Source organism: Chitinophaga vietnamensis (assembly GCF_902167635.1).
GTDB lineage: Bacteria > Bacteroidota > Bacteroidia > Chitinophagales > Chitinophagaceae > Chitinophaga > Chitinophaga vietnamensis.
This window is the reverse complement of the sequence record NZ_CABHMS010000006.1, coordinates 1-20,979: the sequence shown is the minus strand read 5'-3', so window position 1 is coordinate 20,979 and position 20,979 is coordinate 1. Positions and strand designations below refer to the sequence as shown.

At 47.4% G+C, this 20,979-nt stretch carries 23 protein-coding genes and 1 tRNA gene; 9 read left to right on the top strand and 15 right to left on the bottom strand.

Annotated features, from left to right (window positions below; all coding sequences use genetic code 11):
* Positions 1 to 99: 99 nt before the first annotated feature.
* Positions 100 to 1,104 carry an AraC family transcriptional regulator gene (locus FPG75_RS16585; protein WP_143307988.1) on the top strand — a complete coding sequence of 335 codons (1,005 nt, stop codon included), beginning with the start codon at positions 100 to 102 and terminating at the stop codon, positions 1,102 to 1,104.
* Here FPG75_RS16585 and FPG75_RS16580 read toward each other — a convergent pair.
* On the bottom strand, positions 1,089 to 1,670 hold the full coding sequence (locus FPG75_RS16580; protein ID WP_143307987.1) for an SMI1/KNR4 family protein: 582 nt from the start codon (positions 1,668 to 1,670) through the stop codon (positions 1,089 to 1,091). The two genes, FPG75_RS16585 and FPG75_RS16580, sit on opposite strands and share 16 nt — an antisense overlap.
* Positions 1,671 to 1,793: 123 nt before the next feature.
* On the opposite strand from FPG75_RS16580, the gene FPG75_RS16575 reads away from it, so the two are divergent.
* Positions 1,794 to 2,069, top strand: coding sequence for a hypothetical protein (locus FPG75_RS16575; protein WP_143307986.1), 276 nt, complete (start codon positions 1,794 to 1,796; stop codon positions 2,067 to 2,069).
* A gap of 88 nt (positions 2,070 to 2,157) precedes the next feature.
* Here FPG75_RS16575 and FPG75_RS16570 read toward each other — a convergent pair whose 3' ends face one another.
* The gene (locus tag FPG75_RS16570) at positions 2,158 to 2,652 is read right to left on the bottom strand and encodes a hypothetical protein (protein WP_143307985.1); all 495 of its coding nucleotides are present in this window, start codon (positions 2,650 to 2,652) and stop codon (positions 2,158 to 2,160) included.
* Between the two features lie 180 nt (positions 2,653 to 2,832).
* Between FPG75_RS16570 and FPG75_RS16565 the strand changes: the two genes are divergently transcribed.
* Together FPG75_RS16565 and FPG75_RS16560 are read left to right on the top strand one after the other, a co-directional pair.
* Positions 2,833 to 3,633: a DUF4382 domain-containing protein gene (locus FPG75_RS16565; RefSeq protein WP_143307984.1), complete on the top strand. Its 801-nt coding sequence runs from the start codon at positions 2,833 to 2,835 to the stop codon at positions 3,631 to 3,633.
* A gap of 74 nt (positions 3,634 to 3,707) precedes the next feature.
* Positions 3,708 to 4,409, top strand: a complete 702-nt coding sequence (locus FPG75_RS16560; protein WP_143307983.1) for a hypothetical protein — start codon at positions 3,708 to 3,710, stop codon at positions 4,407 to 4,409.
* Here the strand turns inward: FPG75_RS16560 and FPG75_RS16555 are convergent.
* Both FPG75_RS16555 and FPG75_RS16550 read right to left on the bottom strand, forming a co-directional pair.
* Positions 4,400 to 5,002, bottom strand: a complete 603-nt coding sequence (locus FPG75_RS16555) for a 2'-5' RNA ligase family protein (protein WP_143307982.1) — start codon at positions 5,000 to 5,002, stop codon at positions 4,400 to 4,402. The genes FPG75_RS16560 and FPG75_RS16555 overlap by 10 nt on opposite strands.
* A 45-nt stretch (positions 5,003 to 5,047) precedes the next feature.
* On the bottom strand, positions 5,048 to 5,560 hold the full coding sequence (locus tag FPG75_RS16550) for a DinB family protein (RefSeq protein ID WP_143307981.1): 513 nt from the start codon (positions 5,558 to 5,560) through the stop codon (positions 5,048 to 5,050).
* A gap of 184 nt (positions 5,561 to 5,744) precedes the next feature.
* On the opposite strand from FPG75_RS16550, the gene FPG75_RS16545 reads away from it, so the two are divergent.
* The 4 genes from FPG75_RS16545 to FPG75_RS16530 are packed head-to-tail and all read left to right on the top strand — an operon-like array spanning position 5,745 to position 8,352.
* On the top strand, positions 5,745 to 6,440 hold the full coding sequence (locus FPG75_RS16545) for a pirin family protein (RefSeq protein WP_143307980.1): 696 nt from the start codon (positions 5,745 to 5,747) through the stop codon (positions 6,438 to 6,440).
* 9 nt (positions 6,441 to 6,449) lie between these two features.
* Positions 6,450 to 6,761 carry a response regulator gene (locus FPG75_RS16540; protein ID WP_143307979.1) on the top strand — a complete coding sequence of 104 codons (312 nt, stop codon included), beginning with the start codon at positions 6,450 to 6,452 and terminating at the stop codon, positions 6,759 to 6,761.
* Between the two features lie 27 nt (positions 6,762 to 6,788).
* Complete coding sequence (locus FPG75_RS16535; protein WP_143307978.1) at positions 6,789 to 7,724, top strand: ring-cleaving dioxygenase; 936 nt, start codon at positions 6,789 to 6,791, stop codon at positions 7,722 to 7,724.
* A 10-nt stretch (positions 7,725 to 7,734) separates the two neighbouring features.
* Positions 7,735 to 8,352 carry an alpha/beta hydrolase gene (locus FPG75_RS16530; protein WP_143307977.1) on the top strand — a complete coding sequence of 206 codons (618 nt, stop codon included), beginning with the start codon at positions 7,735 to 7,737 and terminating at the stop codon, positions 8,350 to 8,352.
* A gap of 1 nt (position 8,353) precedes the next feature.
* Here FPG75_RS16530 and FPG75_RS16525 read toward each other — a convergent pair whose 3' ends face one another.
* Both FPG75_RS16525 and FPG75_RS16520 read right to left on the bottom strand, forming a co-directional pair.
* Positions 8,354 to 8,935 carry a Crp/Fnr family transcriptional regulator gene (locus tag FPG75_RS16525; protein ID WP_143307976.1) on the bottom strand — a complete coding sequence of 194 codons (582 nt, stop codon included), beginning with the start codon at positions 8,933 to 8,935 and terminating at the stop codon, positions 8,354 to 8,356.
* 2 nt (positions 8,936 to 8,937) lie between these two features.
* Positions 8,938 to 9,594, bottom strand: coding sequence for an alpha/beta hydrolase family protein (locus tag FPG75_RS16520; protein ID WP_143307975.1), 657 nt, complete (start codon positions 9,592 to 9,594; stop codon positions 8,938 to 8,940).
* Between the two features lie 68 nt (positions 9,595 to 9,662).
* On the opposite strand from FPG75_RS16520, the gene FPG75_RS16515 reads away from it, so the two are divergent.
* Entirely contained in the window at positions 9,663 to 11,492 is a 1,830-nt protein-coding gene (locus tag FPG75_RS16515; RefSeq protein WP_143307974.1) for a CocE/NonD family hydrolase, read from the top strand.
* 356 nt (positions 11,493 to 11,848) lie between these two features.
* Here the strand turns inward: FPG75_RS16515 and FPG75_RS16510 are convergent, their stop codons facing one another.
* From FPG75_RS16510 to FPG75_RS16470, 9 genes are all read right to left on the bottom strand, one after another.
* A complete protein-coding gene (locus FPG75_RS16510; protein WP_143307973.1) occupies positions 11,849 to 12,367 on the bottom strand; it encodes a hypothetical protein in 519 nt (172 codons plus the stop codon).
* A gap of 423 nt (positions 12,368 to 12,790) precedes the next feature.
* Positions 12,791 to 12,862, bottom strand: a tRNA-Arg gene (locus FPG75_RS16505).
* A gap of 60 nt (positions 12,863 to 12,922) precedes the next feature.
* Complete coding sequence (locus FPG75_RS16500; RefSeq protein WP_143307972.1) at positions 12,923 to 14,740, bottom strand: AMP-dependent synthetase/ligase; 1,818 nt, start codon at positions 14,738 to 14,740, stop codon at positions 12,923 to 12,925.
* Between the two features lie 18 nt (positions 14,741 to 14,758).
* Positions 14,759 to 15,046, bottom strand: a complete 288-nt coding sequence (locus FPG75_RS16495; protein WP_143307971.1) for a 2TM domain-containing protein — start codon at positions 15,044 to 15,046, stop codon at positions 14,759 to 14,761.
* Between the two features lie 73 nt (positions 15,047 to 15,119).
* Positions 15,120 to 15,785 (bottom strand): YceI family protein, encoded by a 666-nt coding sequence (locus tag FPG75_RS16490; RefSeq protein WP_143307970.1) that lies wholly within the window; start codon positions 15,783 to 15,785, stop codon positions 15,120 to 15,122.
* Between the two features lie 63 nt (positions 15,786 to 15,848).
* Complete coding sequence (gene paaN / locus FPG75_RS16485; RefSeq protein ID WP_143307969.1) at positions 15,849 to 17,504, bottom strand: phenylacetic acid degradation protein PaaN; 1,656 nt, start codon at positions 17,502 to 17,504, stop codon at positions 15,849 to 15,851.
* Between the two features lie 21 nt (positions 17,505 to 17,525).
* The gene (locus tag FPG75_RS16480) at positions 17,526 to 18,503 is read right to left on the bottom strand and encodes a tetratricopeptide repeat protein (RefSeq protein ID WP_161596826.1); all 978 of its coding nucleotides are present in this window, start codon (positions 18,501 to 18,503) and stop codon (positions 17,526 to 17,528) included.
* Between the two features lie 216 nt (positions 18,504 to 18,719).
* Positions 18,720 to 19,580 (bottom strand): CPBP family intramembrane glutamic endopeptidase, encoded by an 861-nt coding sequence (locus FPG75_RS16475; RefSeq protein ID WP_143307967.1) that lies wholly within the window; start codon positions 19,578 to 19,580, stop codon positions 18,720 to 18,722.
* A 76-nt stretch (positions 19,581 to 19,656) separates the two neighbouring features.
* Positions 19,657 to 20,901 carry a DUF1015 domain-containing protein gene (locus FPG75_RS16470; protein ID WP_143307966.1) on the bottom strand — a complete coding sequence of 415 codons (1,245 nt, stop codon included), beginning with the start codon at positions 20,899 to 20,901 and terminating at the stop codon, positions 19,657 to 19,659.
* Positions 20,902 to 20,979: the final 78 nt, after the last annotated feature.

Sequence of the window (20,979 nt, the reverse complement as noted above, 5' to 3'; positions counted from 1 at the left end):
ACATCGGGGGAGATGTGTTACATTTATCATCTCACGACAAAGACTTACCATTTTGCGACAATCTTTTTTTATGCCGTGAGAGGAGGATACCTTTATCATATGGAAGATCAACAACTACTTTTAGCCAGGAATATGATCGCATATGCAGTACAGCGGGATGTAGATGCAGCGGAGCTTTGCAGCCTCGCCCGCATTGATCTGAAGGCTTTGAAAAAGACCGGCGCCGTTATTACGCATCAGCAAGTGCATGACCTGTGGCTCAATGCCAGCCGCCTTGCCAATGATCCTTTGTTCGGCCTGCATTTTGCCGAGTCGCTGAAACCCGCCGCCCTTGGCGTAGTGGGCGCCATCATCCAGAGCAGCGCCACCGTGGGTGATGCGCTCACACAGGCGGCCGCGCTCACACATCTCATTACCAGCGAATGCCGCATGGAACTGATACGCGGCCATAAACAATTTACCGTGAAACTGATACCGGCAAAGGATCATGGCGCCACGCCGCCTTTCGCCTTCCGGCAGCTGATGGAATTATTGATCGTTATGGTGATACATGAAATGGATGGCCTGCTGTTAGAGAAGATCGTGCCGCAGGCGGTGAAGCTGCCCTATCACGTGGCCGATGAAACGGAATATGCAAGAGTGCTGCGTTGCGTGCCGGTGCGCCGTTCCGGCGAATACGCCGTGGTATTTGATAACCGCTACTGGGATGAGCCGGTACTAACGGCCAACTATGAATTGCAGGGGCATCTGCTGAAGAAGGTAGCGGTGATATCGCAGGAGGCAGAAAAGCCGCAATCGCTGCAGGTAAGGATACATCATTACCTGCTGGCTAATTCTTACCTGGGGGTGCAATCCCTGGAGCAGATTGCAGCCAATTTCAATGTGAGCCCGCGCAGCCTGCAAAGGCGCCTCAAAGAGGAAGGGGTGAAATACCAGGATGTGGCGGATGCGGTCCGTAAATCACTGGCTTTGTATTATCTCTCCTCGGGTAATTACCAGCTGAAAGATATTTCCTATATGCTGGGATATAATGAGCTGAGCGCTTTCACCAGGGCTTTCAAACGCTGGACTGGCGCCACTCCTGCGGATTACCGGTCGTTGTAGTTAAAGGCGGCATCTTTGTGTACGATGCCCCACTTTTTCAGGTAGATGTATTCGCCTCTTTCGATGGCATTGATATAATCACTGATCCAGGCTTCAAAAGAAGGAGCTACAATTTCACGGTGAGGATCGTCGTGCCAGAAAGTGATCACCTGGCCGGGAGTGCCGCCTGGCGTGGGGTCCAGGTCAATACAGAGATAGTTGCCCAGGCCATCGTGCGTAAACGGGATCCACAGCGGGTTCCACCAGTTGTAGCAGATGCCCGTATCCGGCTCGCATACCAGTTGCGTTTTGAAAGTGCCTTCATCCAGCAAGCGTTTCCATTGCTGCCACTGCAAAATGATTTCATGCAGAGGCAGGAGGGTATCGCCATTTACCAGTCCGGCCTTATCGGCCTTTTGACCGTCGTGGATAGCGTAAAATGCTTTGAAAGTAGCCGGCAGCGCGGCTCCTGTGAGGTCTTCAAGGGCGGCTATGCTATCAGCGGAAACACCAGGATAGAGGAGGCTGATCAGTCGGGGTGCATATGTCTGCATCCATGTTTCCCATCTTGTCCAATACTGTTGCATATGGATAGGGTTTAAACTGCTATAAAGATGTAAAAAATTATGAATAAATTTATCTCCTGACCTGTAGCAATAACGATTTTTATACTCTTTTTATCAATACTTTTGTAATTCAAATAACTCACTATGGCACAGTTACCTAAATTTCTCATTGCCGACGATCCGGTAACGGATCCTGAAAATGAATATATATTTCATACCGAAAAGCCCCGCTTCTTCGCCAAACGTGTAGAAGAAGACGAAGAAACTGCTTACATCGACATCGTGTCCGAAATTGATAACGTAGAAGAGTTCTTCAAAAATGCTCCCGAGAAAAAGCAGGAATTGCTGGAGCAGCTGGAAGACTGGTACTACTCTTACATGGAGTGGTTGGATGATGATGGAGAAGAAGAGGAAGAGTAAATAATTACGAATTACAAATTAAGAATTACGGCCTACCGGGTAGATCTACCCGGTAGGCCGTAATTCTTAATTTGTAATTCGTAATTATTTATTGTTCATCTTCACGATCATGTCCGTGTGCACGGCGGCCGTTATCGTGGCCGTTTTCTTTCCATCTTCCATGACCATGGCCCTGATCATTGTCGTTATCATATCTTCTGTAGCGTTCATCACGGCTATCGCGGATCAGGTCCTGACGGCCATACCAGCCTTTATAGCGTCTGTATTGCCTGCGATAGTAATCATCGCGCAGATAAGGTCTGTCGGCATTGATCACTACTTTATAGCCACGGTAAATATCGTAATCATAAGGTAATGAACGGGCGAATACCCATCTGTTGTCGTTGTAATAAATGAACTGTTGCTGCGGGATATAATAATAAGCATCGATATCAGGGAAATAGTAGTATTCAGCATAGTCATAGCCTACGGGGCCCCACTGTGGCTGATTGCCGATGTTTACGTTTACATTCAGACGAACCTGGGCTTGTGATGAATAGATACCTGCAATCAGGAGAAAGGCTACTAACGCGATCTTTTTCATATCAATATGGTTTATACTCATGCATATGCCAAAGCAGTGCCAAAGCGAATAACAGGTGATCAGCCTGTTATAAAAAGTTTCTGTGCATCCGTAAGGTATTCATTCTAAATACTTAGCAAAATGTTAAAGAGATTGGTACGGGGCTTGTTATGGTGGAGGCAGGATATAAAACCTACAAGCATGAAAAACCAGATCACACTTACCTTTGCCGCTTTAGCGGCTGCTGCTACACTGTTCACCTCCTGCAGTAAAAATGATGATAACAGCAGCGGGAATGCACGCATGACAGTGCTGTTGACAGATGCACCTTCTCCTTACGACGCTGTGAATGTAGATGTACAAGGCGTACAAGTGAATGCTTCTTCCGATGCTTCCACTACCACCGGATGGCAATCGTTACAGTTATTACGCCCCGGCGTTTATAACCTCCTTAAATTCAGAAACGGCCTCGACACTGTTATCGCATCGCAAGGCCTGCCCGCCGGTCAGATCTCCCAGATCAGATTGGTATTAGGCACTAACAACAGCGTAGTGATAGGAGGTACTTCCTACCCGCTGGAAACACCTTCCGCACAACAATCAGGGCTGAAACTGAACCTGCACGCCAATCTCACGGCAGGCGTGGAATACCGCCTCTGGCTTGACTTTGACGCCAACCGCTCTGTAGTGATGACGGGCAACGGCAAATTTATGCTCAAACCGGTGATCCGCGCTTACAGCCAGGCTGATGGCGGTTCTATCAAAGGTGTTGTGCTGCCGCCAACAGCAGTGAAAGGCATTTTCGCCATCCAGGGAACGGATACCGTGGCATCTTCTATCCCCGATCCGGTTACGGGCGTTTACCTGATGGCAGGCATCAGCGCGGGTACTTATAACGTAGCCATCGCAGGTAATGGCACTGTGAAAGATACCACCGTTACAAATGTGAATGTAAGCACAGGACAAGTGACTTCTATCACCAACATCACCTTGCATCCATAATCTGTTTTCGATCATGAAAAAAGCCTCCGACATTAGCGGAGGCTTTTTTATTTTTGTTTGTAAACCCGCTCGCCATGAATATTTTCCGACTTACACCCGAAGGACTTGCCGCTATGCGTAAAAGGATTATGATCCGTGTGATTCCCGTGTTCCTGGTAGTGGTGATCGTGTTGGCTTTCGTTGCCAGCAAGAATAAAAACGATGTGATGCTCATGGCCGGCTTTGTGATCGTCGTGGGCGCATGGTCCGTATTCAATATCAGCAGGAGGCTGAAGAAAGTATATGAAAGCTATGAGATTGAAGTAGACGAGCACGCCGTCATCCGCCGGCAGGCGGGCGCGCCAGATCTGAACCTTTCCGTTTTTGATATCAAGCTGATCAACCAGAAGAAAACGGGAGGTATCATTATTCGTGGTGAAGGCAAGGGCGAAACGATCATTATTCCACCGGAGATCGAGCGGTTAGATGAACTGACAACCCTGCTGAATCAAATGGTGCCTTTCTCCGAGAAAGATATACAGCCCGTGGCGGAGCGCTTTGGCGCTGTATTCGGGCTGTTTAGCCTGGCGCTGTTACTAGGGTTTGTGCTCATCGATAACAAGATACTCTCCAGCATTTGTGGCGCAGCGCTCGCAGCGATCATGATCCGTGCTTTTGTATTACGCAGCAAAAATACCAACCTGCCCGACAGTGTGCGCCGTTCCGGCTGGATACTGCTGCTGGTGGGCGCGGTCATCCTGGTCAATATTGTTATCCGCTGGATGGGCTATTGGTAATCCGGTATTTTTTCCAGCGCTACCTGCGTTAATACTTTGAACTTTTTTTCGCCCGGCAACTTCTTTAAAATGGTGATGTGATCGCATTCAAATTCATCATCAAAATCAAATGACAGATCAGCTATCTTATCGAAGATACTAACTGGTATGTTTCTTAGGATCGTTAGATGCGGGGTGAAATGTCCTGGCTTCAGCCGGAACCGCGACACGATCAATTGTTGTATGATCTTTACCGGATAAGGGTTTTCAAGGGCTGCGTATAAAGTTCTTGCCTTGGCGCCATGCCTGAAAATATCTACGCCGTTTAATTTTACAGGAAACGAGGGGAAGTGAAAAACTGCATTGTTCACCCGGCCGATCACATCTGCATCATCATCTTTATAAAGAAATTTAAACAAAGAAATATGCGCCAGGTTCCCCAGGTTAACGACTGATAGCGGTATAATGCTGTTAGCGGCGGTTACTGAAAGTTTTACTTTTTCTTTGAGCCAGGATGGTGGAGAGATGATGATAAAATAAGTACTGGCGGCCCTTTGCGGGCTTTGCACTTCTTCCGGGAAGCAGCTCAGTTGTATGACATTACCGCTTTGCATGCTACATTATATGACAATCGCAGCGGTACAGGGAGGGCAGCGCTTTCAGGAAAGCGCTGCGAGTTTAGCTTGTATATTTTTCATCTGCCTGATGTGCCGGGTGGCGTGGCAAACCACGAACACGGCCCATTCCAGCCTGGTAAATTCACCTAATACCGGGAAAGGGGCGCTGGTGCAGATTTCCGTGAGATCCAGCTGGCTGGCGAGTCGTTGTATCTCTTCGCGGTTGCGTTTCAGCGCATCCAGTATAGCCGCTTTGTCCTTCGGCGTATCCGAAGGTACGATCATTTCGGGGGATGTCATTTTGATAGTGTAATCCAGGAACATGGACTGGATAGCGGGCGCTTTTTCGTCGGGCAAGCGATCTAACGGGCGGGAGCTGCCTGCCAGTACATGTGGAACGCCCCGCTCCGATAGCAACAGGTGCTCGGCTACCTGGCCGGCCGTCCAGCTGCCTTCAAAAGGAATGGTGTTGAATTGTTCTTCCGGAAAGCTGGAAATGGTGTCCAGCAAGGATTTCGTAGTGTTGTCTATCTCTTGCAAAATATTGTTTGTCATCGTAGTGGTGGTTTTGTACAACAAATCTACTCGCGTATCATCAGTTCAAGAGGTGGCACTCGGGACTAGTTAAGGGGGTATTTGTGACATTGATTTCTTAACCTGGATTAAGTCCCTTTCTTAATCCATATTAATGGACCCGGAGGTACTTGTGTAGGATCTTTGTATCGTAAAAAACAAAGCAATGGCACAATACACTTATCATAAAGCGGATACCCGCGGGCACGATTATCTCGGCTGGCTGGACAGCAAAAAGACCTTCAGCTTCGGCGAGTACTACAATCCCAAGCGGATGGGCTTTGGCGCCCTGCGTGTGCTCAACGATGATATTGTTGAAGGTGGCAAAGGCTTCGGTGAGCATCCTCACGATAACATGGAGATCGTGAGCATCGCACTGGAAGGCGGCCTTGAGCATAAAGACAGCATGGGCAACGTAAAAGTGCTGCTGGAAGGCCAGGTACAGGTGATGAGCACAGGCAGCGGCATCTTCCATAGCGAATACAATCATTATGCTGACCGTCCCGCTGCTTTTTTACAAATATGGTTATACCCGAATCAACTGAATATAACGCCCCGTTATACGCAGTTATCGCCTGAAAAAGGGCAGAATACCCTTCTGCCGATCATCTCCCCGGATAATATTCAACAGGATGCCTGGTTCTATAGCGGTGTTTTTGAGAAAGATATTCAAACCGCTTACCGCCTGCAAAAGCCGGGCAATGGCATCTATGCATTTGTGATCAAAGGTAGTTTTACAATAGATGGCAAAACGCTGCAAACACGCGATGGGATGGGAATACAGGAGATTGATGTAGTCCATATCACATCGCTGGAAGACAATGGAGAGATCTTGTTGATGGATATTCCAATGGACATATAACTGATGAAGATGAACAACGAATTAAAAATATTGGCAGTTGGATATAACGAAGCGATCATGGAAGTGATCCTCCGCTTGCTGAACAAACAGGAAGGCTGGTCGGGAAAAGTGGCGCTGTCGCGCGATGCGGCCGAATCACTTTTCCGCAGTGAACCTTTTGATGCGGTGTTGTTATGCGCCGGCGTCAGTAAGGAAGAGGGGCAGGAGTTAAGGGAATTGTTTAAACAGTTACACCCGCAGGCGAAAGTGATCCGCCATTACGGCGGTGGCAGCGGGCTGCTGGAAAACGAGATCCGTGCTGCCTTTGAGCACAACAAATAATAATACAGACACGTAAAAACTTATCAGATGAAAGAAAATATTTTAGGCCTGCATCACATTACTGCGATCGCAGACAATGCGCAACGCAACTATGATTTCTATACAAAAGTACTTGGATTGAGAATGGTGAAGAAGACCGTCAACTTTGACGACCCGGGTACCTATCATTTTTATTTCGGCAATGAAACCGGTACGCCGGGCACTATCCTGACCTTTTTCCCTTGGGAAGGTATTGGCCAGGGCCGCACGGGTACAGGTATGGCTACCGAGATCGGATATGCCGTACCGGCGGGCAGTCTGGCTTTCTGGGCCGATCGTTTCAAACAGTTCAATATCCCGCACCAGGAAGTGGCGGAGCGCTTTGGTGAAAAGTATCTTTCCTTCACTGACCCCGATGGACTGAACATCAGTATGATCGAGCCGGCAAAGGCCGACAACCGTGCGTCGTGGGAAACGGCTGAAGTGAAGCAGGATGCCGCCACCAGAGGGTTTCACAGCGTTACCCTTACACTGAAAGGAATCGATCCTACCGCAAAAGTGCTGACGGATATCTTCGGTTATCATCTGTTATCGCAGGAAGGTAACCGTTACCGCTTCATAACAGATGCGGTGGAAAATGCCGGTGTAATTGACCTGCTCGAAACGCCCGATGGCCAGCAGGGCCGCACGGCGGCTGGTACCAATCACCACGTGGCATTCCGGGTGGCAGATGATAATATCCAGATGGCGTTTCGGGAGAAGATCGTGAGCAAAGGTTTGCAGATCACACCGAAGATCGACCGCGACTATTTTTACTCCTTGTATTTCCGGGAGCCGGGCGGCGTGCTTTTCGAGATCGCTACCGATAATCCTGGTTTCACTGTAGATGAGCCACTGGCGGAGCTGGGCAGCAAATTGAAATTGCCAAAGCAGTACGAACCTGCAAGAGCCGATATTGAAAAAGTATTACCTGTTTTAAAATAAGGATGGACATATGCATAAAGCGCATATCATTACTGCCGGCGCGCCTTTGAGCAGCGCCGGCAAAGCATTGATCATGATACATGGCAGAGGTGCTACTGCTAACAGTATTCTCACGTTGGCAGACCACCTTAACGTGGACGGTTATACGTTGTTTGCGCCAGAGGCTACCAATAATACCTGGTACCCCTATTCTTTTCTGGCGCCGCCGGCGCAGAATGAGCCCTGGTTGTCATCTGCCGTTGATATTATCGATAAACTGGTGGCGGATATTGAGCAGAAAGGTATCAGCAAGGAACGTATCTATCTGCTTGGATTTTCACAGGGCGCCTGTTTGACGCTGGAGTTTGCAGCGCGCCATGCGGCGAGGTATGGCGGCATTGCCGCTTTCACCGGTGGTTTGATCGGGGATAAGATTTACAGAGATAATTATAAAGGAGATTTTGCACAAACGCCGGTATTCATCGGCAGCAGTAATCCTGATTTTCATGTGCCGGTAGAGCGTGTGTATGCCTCTGCCAACATACTGCGCGAAATGGGCGCTGATGTTACAGAGAAGATCTATGATAACATGGGGCATACGATTGCCCAGGATGAACTGGACATCGTTAATAAGTTGATATTTTCCTGATTTATTTTTTCTTGTTCATACCACCTCTCACTTTGCTCAGAAATTCAGGCGATACGCCCAGGTAGCGTGCGATCTGGTTTTGAGGCACCCGCTGAACGATTTGCGGATATTTATTGATAAAGGCGATATAGCGTTGTTCCGCAGTCTGGGAAACCAGGCTGTGGAAGCGCTTTTGCAGGGCAAACAAGGAACGCTGTACCAATAGCCGGAAGAGCGTATCGAACTTCGGTATCTGCTGGAAAAGTTGTTGTTTGCTTTTATGATCTATCACCAGCAGTTCACAATCTTCCAATGTTTCAATGAACATATCTGTCGGCTTTTGTTCTGTAAAGCTGTACAGATCGCTCACCCACCAGTCTTCAATGGCAAAAGACAAGATGGTTTCTGTGCCGTCATCGCTGAGGAAATACGTGCGGATACAGCCTTTCACGATATAGGCTTCAAAGTCGCAGATCTCCCCTTCCTGTAGCAGATAGCTTCTTTTGCGTACCCGTTTGAATTTAAGGAGGGAGTGAAAGAGCGCTGTTTCTTCCGGTGTGAGCGTAAGGCAGGTAGCCACGAATTTATCTATCTGTTCGAACATAACTATTTGATTATTTTCTGTACCCACTTTTCTGTTCCTTTTACTAACAACGACATCACATCATTTTTTCCTGCTTTGAAAGAGTGGTCAGCGCCTTCCAGTCTCACTAGGGTAGCTTTTTTCAGCGATGCGCAAACGGATTCGATCAGATCCCAGGTGGCCAGCGTGTCTTTGCTGCCTTGTAAAAAGAGCATGGGTATTTTCAGTGCTTTCAGGTGTTCGGCCCGGTCGATAGAAGGCTTGCCGGCGGGATGCAGCGGGAACCCGTAAAATACGATGCCTTTCGCGGGACTGTTCGGATGTGCAGCGAGATATTGAGAGCTCATCCTGCCGCCAAAAGATTTGCCGGAGGCGAACAGTGGCAGTTTGGGTTGCAGTTCCTGTGCTTTCGCGATCGCCGCAGCGATGGTAGCTTGCGCCACAGCAGGCGAATCCGGCCGGCCTTTCTTGTGTTCTGCAAAAGGGAAATTAAATCGTAGTGTGGCGATGCCGGCCTGGGCAAGGGCATTGGCCAGTGTTTCCATGAAGCTATGATCCATGCCGGCGCCGGCGCCATGCGCCAACGTGAAGATGCACCTGGGATGATCAGGCGTGATGTACCTGGCAGAAACGAGGCCTGCTTCAGGTGAGATGTGTATGTTGAGCGTGGATGTATTCATGATGAGAGAAATTTAGTAGTTTATTTTTAAATTTATGAAAAGTTACTCTGCTACTTGAGATAAATAATATGAAAAAGTACTACGCCCTCTTTACGTTAATTATAATCGTTTTATTAAGTGTACTTGCAAAGGCGCAGGTTACCGACTACAAAAAAGCAACGATAAAAATCCCGATGCGTGATGGCGTTCATTTATTTACGATTATACGTACACCGGCGAACGAAACAAAACCACTTCCAATATTGATAATACGTACGCCTTATGGCGCTGATAACCTTGATGATCGCAAGTTCATTGAGTGGGACTATGTAGCAAAAATGGCGGCTGAGGGGTACATCTTTGTGATACAGGATATCCGTGGTAAATATAAAAGTGAGGGTACTATGCAGATTCATCAACCACTCATTCATGCAAAGCAAAAGAATGCTATAGATGAGAGCACAGATACCTGGGATACAGTTGATTGGTTGGTGAAAAATGTAGCCAACAACAATGGTAAGGTAGGTATTTTCGGTATCTCTTATCCCGGTTGGCTTGCATTGGTTGGGGCTGTGGACCCACATCCTGCGTTGAAGGCTGCAAGTCCACAGGCGTGTATGGGAGATCTGTTTTTAGGTGATGATTTTCATCACAATGGTGCGCTTCGGCTGAGTTATGGTATGGAGTATACCTATCAGTTAGAAAATGATCTAAGTAAGGATAGTGAATTTCCATTTCCACAATTCGATTTGTTTAATTGGTACCTGAGATTAGGATCGTTGAAAAACGTTAATGAGAAATATTTTCATGGTAAGATACCGACTTGGAACAACTTTGTCGCACATCCCAATTACGACTCATTTTGGGAAGAGAATTCGCCGCTGTCTTATATTTCTTCCCCACAGATTCCTATGTTACATGTTGGCGGATATTATGATCAGGAAGATATTAATGGCCCTCAATTGATGTATGATCATATGGAAAAGAAGGATTCTTTCAACAGGAATTTTATCGTATTGGGTCCTTGGAACCATGGACAATGGGCAAGAGCAAAAGCAGATAGCCTGGGGAAGATATCTTTTGAAAGCAATACGGCGGCCTGGTTTCAGGATTTACAGAAGAAATGGTTCGACTATTGGCTAAAAGGGATTGGAGATGGGAAATTTGAAGAAGCTTATTGTTTCCAGACGGGCACTAATCAGTGGAAGACTTATACAGCGTGGCCTCCAAAAGAAGTTGTTTTAAGAAAGCTATACGCAGGACCTAATAATATGGCGTCTTTCAACAAGCCAACGCTCGCAAATGGTGCAATAAATTTTGTGAGTGATCCTGCGAGGCCGGTTCCATATCGTGTTCAGCCCATCGAAGCTACTTACGGCGTTGGAAGCCGTTGGCGTTATTGGCATGTGGAAGATCAGCGCTTTGTTTCGTCAAGACCTGATGTAGTGAGCTTTACTACCGATACGCTTTCAGAGGATTTAGTGGTTACCGGCAAAATTATTACACATTTATTTGCAAGTACCACGGGAACCGATGCCGATTGGATTGTAAAGCTCATTGATGTTTATCCGGATATGTATGCCCGGAATGTGTTCATGAGTCAATATCAATTGCCGGTAGCTATGGAGGCCTTCCGCGGAAGATTCAGGAAAAGTTTTTCAAATCCATCGCCACTGATTCCAAACAAGCCGGAGGAATTTGTAATTGACTTGCACGATATCAATCATGTTTTCAAAAAAGGGCATCGCCTGATGATCCAGGTACAAAGCACATGGTTTCCAGTGATCGATAGAAATCCGCAGAAATATATACCTAATATTTACGAAGCGAAGGAGAGTGATTTCGTAAAGGCCACACACACGGTGTTTTTTTCACAGAAGTTTCCAACTTATATTGAACTGCCGGTAATGAAACAGTAATAATTAGAATGGTTTTATCATTGATCACGTCGCGGTCATTGTTAAGTGTTGTAATGTGTATAATTCATTTTGGTATTAAGGTGGATAGTTTTATCTTTATTACCGAAAGCAGAAAAGGTAGAACCATGGTTCTACCTCTTTTACCTACCTAGTTTGAGAGCATGATAGGTTTCTGCTCATAGACAAATGGATGATGATGTTTGGAGTATAGCAAATGAAGCTGGTTCCAATAGTCACACCTCTTTCATAGGCTGCGGCATATTTTGACCGCACTTTCCATTCGTATCTAAGTCATTCTAAACCGCTGCAATCGCAGCGGTTTCATTTTGTTTAAGCACGTTCTCTTAATATCTCGACTAAGCTCTTGCTTTTGCTTTTTTTTGCTGTACTACATCTTCTTTGTAGTGATATTTGGGCTTTACATTCTTTGTCGAATCCAGCCAGTCCTTAAATCCCCAGAATGTAGTATTTTTTGACCTGCCTTCTCTTATATTAACAATATCATGCTTGCCCTTGGAAGCTGCAGCTGAAAGAATTGATGAGAGGTATTTAAATCTTTCCCGATCTTCTTCACCAATCAAATTTTCAATTTCATTTTTGTGCAAGAAACGACCTGCTGACCTGATAATAGACGCAATTTGACCGGCTGCATCTGTCGCTACTTCATTCTCAGCTGTTTCACTGATACTCATAATTGGATGACTGTATTCATCCGTGTTGAGTGAGTTACTGTAACTGGAAGATTTGGCATTACCATGTTCATTCGAGGATTCCAACTCACTTAATATGTCAGCAGCCTGATAGAGCCTTTGGGCTTTATCTTCGAACTCACTCGCCTGCTTCCGCAATTCTGCTATTATTTGTTTGTTGTTCATCGTCTTGTTTTTTGGACTTGTGCAAATATAGACGAAAAGCAAATCAAAAAACAAATTGCGAAAATTTTTTTCTCATAAAAAACAAGTCAATTTTCAATGTTAATGGCTTGTTAATCAATAACTCATTAAGATGTGATTTGTACGGTTGTTTAAAATATTGCTTTTGACTTGTGCGGCTATGTTGTGCTGAAGAAGGAAGAACAAGACGTGAATTAATCAGAAAACTATACTGGCCCTAATCACCATTAAAATGAAATACTATTCGCACTGTCGACCATTAATACAATAGCATATCATGTTATTAAAAATTATCATCAATTATTCAATGCTTTGAGTAATTAATATTTTCTGAAATCTCTACTGCCTGCAAATGAAAAACGCCCAACCTTAGTAAAGCTAAGATTGGGCGAATAAACGTTTTCGTAGCCCGGACAAGAATCGAACTTGTATCTAAAGTTTAGGAAACTTCTATTCTATCCATTGAACTACCGGGCCAGCGGTTCCAGTCCCATTTCAGGGGATCGGGTTGCAAAAGTAAGGGTTTTAATTTTAATTTTAAAGACTTTCTATATCCACTTTCCCCGCCGCAGGCGCATAGATACTGTCTATCTCCTGCCGGAATTTCTCCAGGATCACTTTGCGCTTCACTTTGAGGGTGGGAGTGAGCTCCCCGCCATCGACGGTCCATTCCCGGGGCAGCAATACAAATTTTTTCACCTGTTCAATGTGGTTAAAGAACTGGTTATACTTGTCTGTGGCCTGTTTGAAGATATCTTTGATGTCGGGCAGCTGTAGCATTTCTTCGTTGGTGGTCCAGGGGATGCCACGTTTTTCGGCCCATTTTTGCAGGTTGCTGAAGGAAGGCACGATAAGGGCCGCCGTAAACTTGCGGTCTTCTCCCACCACCATGATCTGTTCTATATAAGGCGATTCCTTGAACTTGTTCTCTATCGGCTGTGGGGCAACGAATTTGCCGCCAGAGGTTTTGAACAGTTCCTTTTTGCGGTCGGTGATCTTCAGGAATTTATTGTCGATGATCACGCCGATGTCGCCGGTATGGAACCAGCCGTCTTTGATGGCTTCGGCGGTGAGATCGGGGCGCTTGTAATAGCCGATAGTGATATTAGGCCCTTTACAAAGTATCTCGCCGTCTTCAGCGATTTTCACTGCTACCTGGTCAATGATCGGACCAACAGTGCCGAACATACGATCGGCAACATCATAGCGGTTTACGCTGATCACCGGTGAGGTTTCAGTAAGTCCGTAGCCTTCCATGATAGGAATACCGCCGGCAGTAAACACTTTGAGCAGGCGCACCTGGCAGGCGGCGGCGCCATTGACGATCGCCTGTATATTCCCGCCCAGCGCGGCTCTCCATTTACTGAAAACAAGTTTGTTGGCCAGCTTCAATTGCAGGTTATACCAGAAACCGAGGTCTTTATTGATTTCGTAACGTTTGCCAATATCGAGCGCCCAGAAGAAAAGCGCGCGTTTAATGCCTTTCAATTCAAGACCGGTGGCCATGATCTTCTCATATACTTTTTCGAGCAAACGCGGTACGGTAGTGAAGATGGTCGGTTTCACCTCTTTGAGGTTATCTGCGATCTTGTCCATATTTTCGGCGTAGTAGATGGGTACGCCTGCTGAGAGGAACAGATAGGTAACCATCCGTTCAAAGATATGATTGAGTGGCAGGAAACTGAGCGCCTTGGCGTCTTTGTTAACAGGCAGATACCCTTTGCAGGTAAGCACATTGCTCATGATGTTGTGATGTGTCAACATCACGCCTTTAGGGGTACCGGTGGTGCCGGAAGTGTAGATGATGGTCACCAGTTCTTCAGGAGATATCTGTTCCCTGGAGCGGCGTATCTGCTCAATATCCGCTTCCTGCGCCAGTTCCAGCACCTCTTTCCAATGCCGCGCGCCCTCTGCTTTATCGTAGGTGAATATCTCTCTGATGGTAGGAAATTTATCTCTCGATGCTAACACTTTTTGTAAAAGCTCCTGATCACTGACAAAAAGTATACGTGCTGCTGCATCGTTCAGCACAAATTCCAGTTCCTGTTGGCTGATGGTAGGGTAGATAGGCGTGAGCACTGCTCCCAGCTGCTGACAGGCCAGGTCGGTGATCACCCATTCTGGTCTGTTAGGTGAGATAATTGCGATCTTGTCTTTCTCTTCATTCTTTGTAATCCCGGGTCTGATGCCGAGTTGCAGCAAGCCGGCGCTGAAACGTAAGGTGAGCTCGGCTATCTCTTTCGTACTGTATTTTCTCCATTGACCATTCTCTTTTCCTGCAAGCATATCCTCTTTCGGATAATTCTTCAGTTGGTACTCGATCACATCAAATAGTCGCTGCGGTTGGTCTGTCATGCTGCTTGTTTTTAGTGCTTAAATGCGGGTCTGTTGCTGCTCTTTTAGTTTTTCATATTCTTTCAGTCTGTCACCGAAAGGATCCCGGTGGAATGCGTTGAAATATTGGAATGCGAGGATGAGGCCCCAGGATAATGCGGGCCATGCGGGCCAGGGCGTGCCGTGGAGTTTGTGATTGTCCGTAAGGAACCACACTGCCCACAAACCGGTGTTGACCACCAGGTACACAATTAGATGCGATTTGAAGGCGGCCCTGGCTTTTGCAATACGCCAGAGACGTTCATCTCTTTCCTGAGTAGTTTCCATTTTGATCAGTTTTTACGTGATAGAGGCTGTACTAAATTTAAAATATTTTATTGGCTTCACGTAAAAAAGATACTCACCTGCGGGCGATAATATTGAAACTGATATTCACTTGTGAGTTGATGAGTTTGTCCTGTACCGATTTATCGGCGCGGTAGCTGATGCCCCAAAGTGTGCGGTCGATATTGAAGGAGGCGGTGGCGCTTACTTTTCCGGAGTTAATGGAGATAATAGCAGGGAAAGTGATGTTTTTGGTAACAGCTTTCATCGTGAAGTTACCCTGGATGATATGCGTGGCGTCTTTCAGATCAATTTCTTCGTTAACAGAAGGATGGTAAGGTTTTATGCCGGTGATCTCGAAGATGGCGGTGGGATATTTTTCTACATCAAAAAAGAGTGGTCCTTTCAATTCCCTTTCCAGTTTGTTTTTCATGGCGGTATCGCCTGCGAGGTCGATATCCTGCATGGTGTGCATATTGATCACGAAGTGTCCGCCGGTGATGCTGGTATCTTTCACATGTAGCGTGCCGCTGGCCAGCCGGATGCTGCCATGATGCTTGCCGGTAGGTTTAGTGCCTATCCAGCCGATGCTGCTCGCGGCGGTATCGGCCAGGTAGGTGTCGCCGGCGCCGGGCTGTACTGCCTGCGCATCGGTCACTTTGGCCTTGTCGGCCTGCGGTGCTTCCTGACAGGCGGCCATCAGCGCTACTACGATGAATAATATCGATATCGCTTTGTACATACGGAGAGATAAATATTTTAAAGAGATCCCTGTGTAAGATGCACAGGGATCTCAAATATCCGTCTATTCTACTACTTCGCGATTGCCCACCCACACGAACCGTTTCACAATAAATTCCTGGTTGGTGAAACTGGCGTTGCCAGCGGGATTGCCACCGGTTACGTGGAAGTCGGAGAATGCTGCATGCTGGTTTACCCAGATGAAGCCGGTGAGGTTGAACGATACTGGCGTAAATACGCTGTTCATCTCTTCCTCAATTTTATCTTTCACCACTGCATCTGTTGTATAAGCGCCACAGGTGATTGCGCCATGTTTGATGGCCATCTGTTTCGCCAGTTGCAGGGAGTGATTGGTATCTTTTGTTTTGATGATGAGCACTACGGGGCCGAACAGCTCCTTTTCATAGATGTTGTTATCCGCGCTGCTCACTTCAATGATAGTAGGCGCAAATACTCTCGCTTTGCTGTACTCTTCATTGTTGACCGGCGATCCTTCGAGGATCACTTTACCGCCAAGGTGGGCGGCTTCTTTGGCGCGCTGTAACGTGACTTCGTTCTGCACTGCTCCCAGTGTGCCCGCGCCCATCTTGGGATTGCTGGCGAGACCGCTTACGGCGTCGCGGAATTTTTGTACCACATCATTGAAGCTCACATGCCCGGATGCCGTACTGATGCCCTGTTCCGGGATGAAGAAATTTTGCGGCGCCGTACACATCTGGCCGGAATACAGGCTTACGGAGAAAGCGAGGTTTTGTATCACGGCATCGAGGTCTTTGACGCTGTCGATGATCACAGAGTTGACGCCGGCCTTTTCCGTGAAAACGGTTTTGCCTGGCAGCGATTCTACATAATCACCGAAGGTATTACCGCCGGTATAGTCGATCAGGCGCACTTCCGGATGTTCGCAAAGGTCTTTGGTGATGAGATGCTCAGAACTGTCAGCAGCCAGCTGGCAGAGGTTCGGGTCGTAACCGTTTTCCTGCAATACCTGCTGGATGGCACTAACGGCAATGGCTATAGGAAGAATGGCGCGCGGATGTGGTTTCACGATCACAGCATTGCCGGTAATCAGGTTTGCATATATGCCTGGCAGTGAATTCCAGATCGGGAAAGTAGAACAGCCAATTACCAGTCCGATGCCTTTGGGAATGGCTTTGAAGGTTTTTTCCAGTTTCACGCTCACCTTGCCCATGGGTTTTTCCCAGAGGATTTGCCCGGGATAGCGCTGTAACTCATGATAGCCGGTGGCAATGGCTTCCAGCGCGCGGTCGTTGGCATGCGGTCCTGATGCCTGGAAGCTCATCATAAAGCTCTGGCCGGTAGTATGCATGGTGGCGTTGGCGATATCAAAGAAGTGGTCTTTAATTCGTTCAAGCGTTTCCGTTAGTATGGCGGCGCGTTCTTTTACAGGTGTTTTGCTCCATGATTTTCCTGCGGCGGCAGCTTTGGCGATCAGGTCGGGAATGGCGAAGAGCGGGTAAGTTACGCCCAGCACCTCCTGGGTATACGGCGATACTTCTTCGCCGGCCCAGGCGGTTTCGCCGGTTTGCAGCAACTGTTTGAAGGGCTTGTTCAGCATCTGCTGATAACTCTGTACGCCAATCGCATGCGCTTCATCCCCGTACGCTTTGGGGTGCTCCGGATATTGCGAATAAAAGGTTCTTGCGTGGTTGGCTTTTACCGCGTTGTCAATAGTGTTTTGGTGTTTAGCAACAAGCATATATGGATTTTGAGATTTTTACTAGTATCCCGCGTTCACCAGTGTAAATTTCCCATTGTTATAATACTCGTCCGGCCTCGGTTTCAGCGGATGATTGCGTTGATATTTGGAGAAGGCGTCATAGTCCTGTTTATGCAACGCCACCCAACCTTTGTACGCGGATGGACTGGCAGCAGGACCAAAGAGCCATTGATTATAAGCTTCGAACATGCCCTCTTTTAACAGCTGCTGCTGAAAATCGAACAGCGCATAAGGGAACTTCATACTATAGAAGTTATACCAGTCTAACAGGAAACGGGTGCGTACCATAATGAGCGCATCCGGATCCACACCGCCGGTCACTACGCTGATCTGCTTGCCCATGCACTGTTTATAGGCATTCACAAAATCGTTGTTATCTCCCTTGTTGCCTTTTCTTCCTCTCTTGTCTTCGTCCGGGACCAGGCTGTTAAACAGCGAGGGATCATTAAACAGCCGTTTATACGCTTCCATCACGATATTACGGATCTCGGCGGTACGGGTGGTGAAGCTTTCCATGTTCATGAATGTTTCGCCATAGAGGATGCACCACAACGGATCATTGCTGTAATAGTAGGTTTTGGTGGCATTGTAGTAGTTGCCCGGAAAGGTAGGGTCCTGCTCAATGCCTTTCAGCCAGCTGCGGAGCGCCGCATCGTACATCTTGAAGTTCATCTGGAGCTGGCCATTGTCATTATACAATTCGCCGCTCTGTGGAAACTTGCGGATGGCCTTATCATACATCTTTTGCGCCGTCTTCCATTCTTCCCGTCCCTGGTAAATATTACCTGCGATCTGGAACACTTGCACATCGGCCTCCTTGCTGTTCAGCAAAGGTTCTATGACGCTCTTTGCTTTGTTGAGGTCTCCTTTCAGGTAAAAGGTAAATCCCAGTTGTTTACGGTATTCAAAATTGTCGGGGTCCAGCTGCAAAGCCTGGTTCAGCACCAGTATGGCATTGGAGTAATCTCCGGTACGCATGAAATTGGTCGCTGTCTTGTACAGCTCCTTCGCATCTTGACCCAACGCTGTTTGAGTAAATAAAATTCCCGCAAAAAGTAATGTTCTCAATAAAGAAGACCTCATATGCATTCCTGTCTGTTGTCGTTTGTTGTAAAAGTAAGGAAAATGAGGTAATGTGCAGACGCTTAATCTGCCAATGTTTGCCGTCTTCTCTACCAGGTATTAATATATTTTTTATTTATCATGTAATAAAGAGGGATGACGGGAGAAATACCCGCGCAGGAATACCAATCCGGCGATCAGCAGCAGGGTCATTGCCACGATGGTATAGTAATACAACTGGCTGTCGTAGAAAAGGCTGTCGATATAGCAGTAGCTGTTGCCGTTGGTCCTGGTAAAGATGTCCAGCAATACCACGGCGCCCCCGAACCGGCCCAGCAGCGTGGGGAGCAGGCTCTTTGTTTTGTAATAAACCCAGTTATTGAACAATACCTGCGGGAAGACCCAGAGGAACATGGGGAAAGACAGATAAATTACACTGATGACAACCGCTGCGCAAAACAGCGCAACAACAGGACGGGTATTCTTCAGCAAACCGTCCACCAGCACGCCCCGCATCCACATCTCTTCCATTACGAGGAACAGGAAGGAGGCCAGGAGGAACATCGCCGGCCTGTCCATGAAAATGTTGAGCAAACGGTTAGATGGCATATTAATGTGTAACATGCGCAGATAGGCCGCCGGCACAACTGTCAATAACATAGCGATCACGATCACCGTTACAGTCACTGCCAGTCCCGGATACCGGAAGTTGGGCCTGTAACCCGGTTCTGCCTTACGTTTGAGCCAGTAGTAAACGATCAGCAGGTTCGCTATGTTCACACAGGTAATGGTAATGACCACCATCCAGAAGGGCGCCAGGTAGGGCTGAACGTACCGATATAAAACAGGTAGTAAGAACCAGAAAAACAGCTGGACGGCTATCAGCACCGGCACCAGGGCAAAGGCCTGCCAGAGCTTGGGAAAGGGTTGGGGCCGTGGCCGGAAAGTGGCGTCCAGCACAGGGTCGTTATCAAAGATAGAATCAGTATGCATAGGTATAAAAAAGCCTCCACTTCAAGTGGAGGCTTTAAATTTAATATGCAGTGGCCGAACTTCCAAATGATGCAGCCTAGATCACATGTGTGATAAGACCATCACGCAGCTTGGGTTCAAACCAGGTGGATTTGGGAGGCATCACATTGCCACTGTCGGCAATATCGAACAATTGTTGAATGGTAACAGGGTAGAGGGCGAAGGCTACTTTCATTTCGCCACTGTCTACACGTTTTACCAGCTCCTGCAGGCCGCGGATACCGCCTACAAAGTCGATGCGCTTATCGGTACGCTGATCTTTGATGCCCAATAATTTGTCGAGCACATTGTTCGACAGGATCGTCACATCCAGCACGCCGATAGGATCGGTGGTATAGGTGCCTTCTTTGGCAACAAGGCGATACCATTTGCCATCGAGGTACATACTGAATTCATGCAGCATAGTGGGCTGTTGCGGCAGGTGGCCGATCTCTTCCACGGTGAAATCGTAATCAAGACGGGAGAGCAGCTCCACTTTGCTAAGGCCGTTGAGGTCCTTTACCACCCTGTTGTAATCAAGGATGGCGAGCTGACTGGCCGGGAAGATGGTGGTGAGGAAATAGTTCACCGGGTTTTCTACAGAAGTGATCTTTCCTTTCTCCTGGAACTCTTTCTGCACCAGGCTGGCGGAAGCGGCGCGGTGGTGGCCATCCGCGATGTAGGTACAAGGTACTTTTTCCGCGAACAGGGTTGTGATATCCTGCACGGCAGACGGGGTATTGATGACCCAGATTGTGTGCTGGATGCCGTCTTCAGCGGTGAAGTCGTACACGGGCTGATGCTGTTGCTGCCAGTGTTCGATAAGCGCATTCACTTCGGGTACATCATTGTAAGCGAGGAATACGTTACCGGTTTGTGCCAGTGTGGTTTTGATGTGGTTGATGCGGTCCAGTTCTTTGTCGGGCCGGGTAAATTCATGTTTCTTGATGATACCGTTGTTATAATCGGCCACCGAGGAAACGCATACCAGGCCTGTTTGAGCGCGGCCGTTCATCACCAGTTTATAAATATAGTAGCAAGGTTGCTGATCCTGTGAAAGGATACCTTCTTTAACGAAGCGTTGCAGGTTTTCTGCGGCTTTATCATATACCTGCTGACTATGTGTATCGATACCTTCCGGCAGATCTATTTCTGATTTGGAAACATGGTAGTAAGCGTACGGGTTACCGGCTGCTTCGGTCTTTGCTTCTGCTGAGCTGAGCACATCGTAAGGCCTGGCGGCTACTTTTGCTGCCAGTTCTTCTTTGGGCCTTAATCCTTGGAAAGGTCTGATAATAGCCATGATAGATCATTGTGTGAGTGAGGGCATAAAAATAATAGATATAATTTATAATTACGAATTACGAATTAAGAATTACGG

Excerpts from the sequence above, each read along its gene's own strand:
- FPG75_RS16585 (WP_143307988.1), top strand. The coding sequence starts at position 100 with ATGGAAGATCAACAACTACTTTTAGCCAGGAATATGATCGCATATGCA.
- FPG75_RS16580 (WP_143307987.1), bottom strand. The coding sequence starts at position 1,670 with ATGCAACAGTATTGGACAAGATGGGAAACATGGATGCAGACATATGCA.
- FPG75_RS16575 (WP_143307986.1), top strand. The coding sequence starts at position 1,794 with ATGGCACAGTTACCTAAATTTCTCATTGCCGACGATCCGGTAACGGAT.
- FPG75_RS16570 (WP_143307985.1), bottom strand. The coding sequence starts at position 2,652 with ATGAAAAAGATCGCGTTAGTAGCCTTTCTCCTGATTGCAGGTATCTAT.
- FPG75_RS16565 (WP_143307984.1), top strand. The coding sequence starts at position 2,833 with ATGAAAAACCAGATCACACTTACCTTTGCCGCTTTAGCGGCTGCTGCT.
- FPG75_RS16560 (WP_143307983.1), top strand. The coding sequence starts at position 3,708 with ATGAATATTTTCCGACTTACACCCGAAGGACTTGCCGCTATGCGTAAA.
- FPG75_RS16555 (WP_143307982.1), bottom strand. The coding sequence starts at position 5,002 with ATGCAAAGCGGTAATGTCATACAACTGAGCTGCTTCCCGGAAGAAGTG.
- FPG75_RS16550 (WP_143307981.1), bottom strand. The coding sequence starts at position 5,560 with ATGACAAACAATATTTTGCAAGAGATAGACAACACTACGAAATCCTTG.
- FPG75_RS16545 (WP_143307980.1), top strand. The coding sequence starts at position 5,745 with ATGGCACAATACACTTATCATAAAGCGGATACCCGCGGGCACGATTAT.
- FPG75_RS16540 (WP_143307979.1), top strand. The coding sequence starts at position 6,450 with ATGAACAACGAATTAAAAATATTGGCAGTTGGATATAACGAAGCGATC.
- FPG75_RS16535 (WP_143307978.1), top strand. The coding sequence starts at position 6,789 with ATGAAAGAAAATATTTTAGGCCTGCATCACATTACTGCGATCGCAGAC.
- FPG75_RS16530 (WP_143307977.1), top strand. The coding sequence starts at position 7,735 with ATGCATAAAGCGCATATCATTACTGCCGGCGCGCCTTTGAGCAGCGCC.
- FPG75_RS16525 (WP_143307976.1), bottom strand. The coding sequence starts at position 8,935 with ATGTTCGAACAGATAGATAAATTCGTGGCTACCTGCCTTACGCTCACA.
- FPG75_RS16520 (WP_143307975.1), bottom strand. The coding sequence starts at position 9,594 with ATGAATACATCCACGCTCAACATACACATCTCACCTGAAGCAGGCCTC.
- FPG75_RS16515 (WP_143307974.1), top strand. The coding sequence starts at position 9,663 with ATGAAAAAGTACTACGCCCTCTTTACGTTAATTATAATCGTTTTATTA.
- FPG75_RS16510 (WP_143307973.1), bottom strand. The coding sequence starts at position 12,367 with ATGAACAACAAACAAATAATAGCAGAATTGCGGAAGCAGGCGAGTGAG.
- FPG75_RS16500 (WP_143307972.1), bottom strand. The coding sequence starts at position 14,740 with ATGACAGACCAACCGCAGCGACTATTTGATGTGATCGAGTACCAACTG.
- FPG75_RS16495 (WP_143307971.1), bottom strand. The coding sequence starts at position 15,046 with ATGGAAACTACTCAGGAAAGAGATGAACGTCTCTGGCGTATTGCAAAA.
- FPG75_RS16490 (WP_143307970.1), bottom strand. The coding sequence starts at position 15,785 with ATGTACAAAGCGATATCGATATTATTCATCGTAGTAGCGCTGATGGCC.
- paaN (WP_143307969.1), bottom strand. The coding sequence starts at position 17,504 with ATGCTTGTTGCTAAACACCAAAACACTATTGACAACGCGGTAAAAGCC.
- FPG75_RS16480 (WP_161596826.1), bottom strand. The coding sequence starts at position 18,503 with ATGCGTACCGGAGATTACTCCAATGCCATACTGGTGCTGAACCAGGCT.
- FPG75_RS16475 (WP_143307967.1), bottom strand. The coding sequence starts at position 19,580 with ATGCATACTGATTCTATCTTTGATAACGACCCTGTGCTGGACGCCACT.
- FPG75_RS16470 (WP_143307966.1), bottom strand. The coding sequence starts at position 20,901 with ATGGCTATTATCAGACCTTTCCAAGGATTAAGGCCCAAAGAAGAACTG.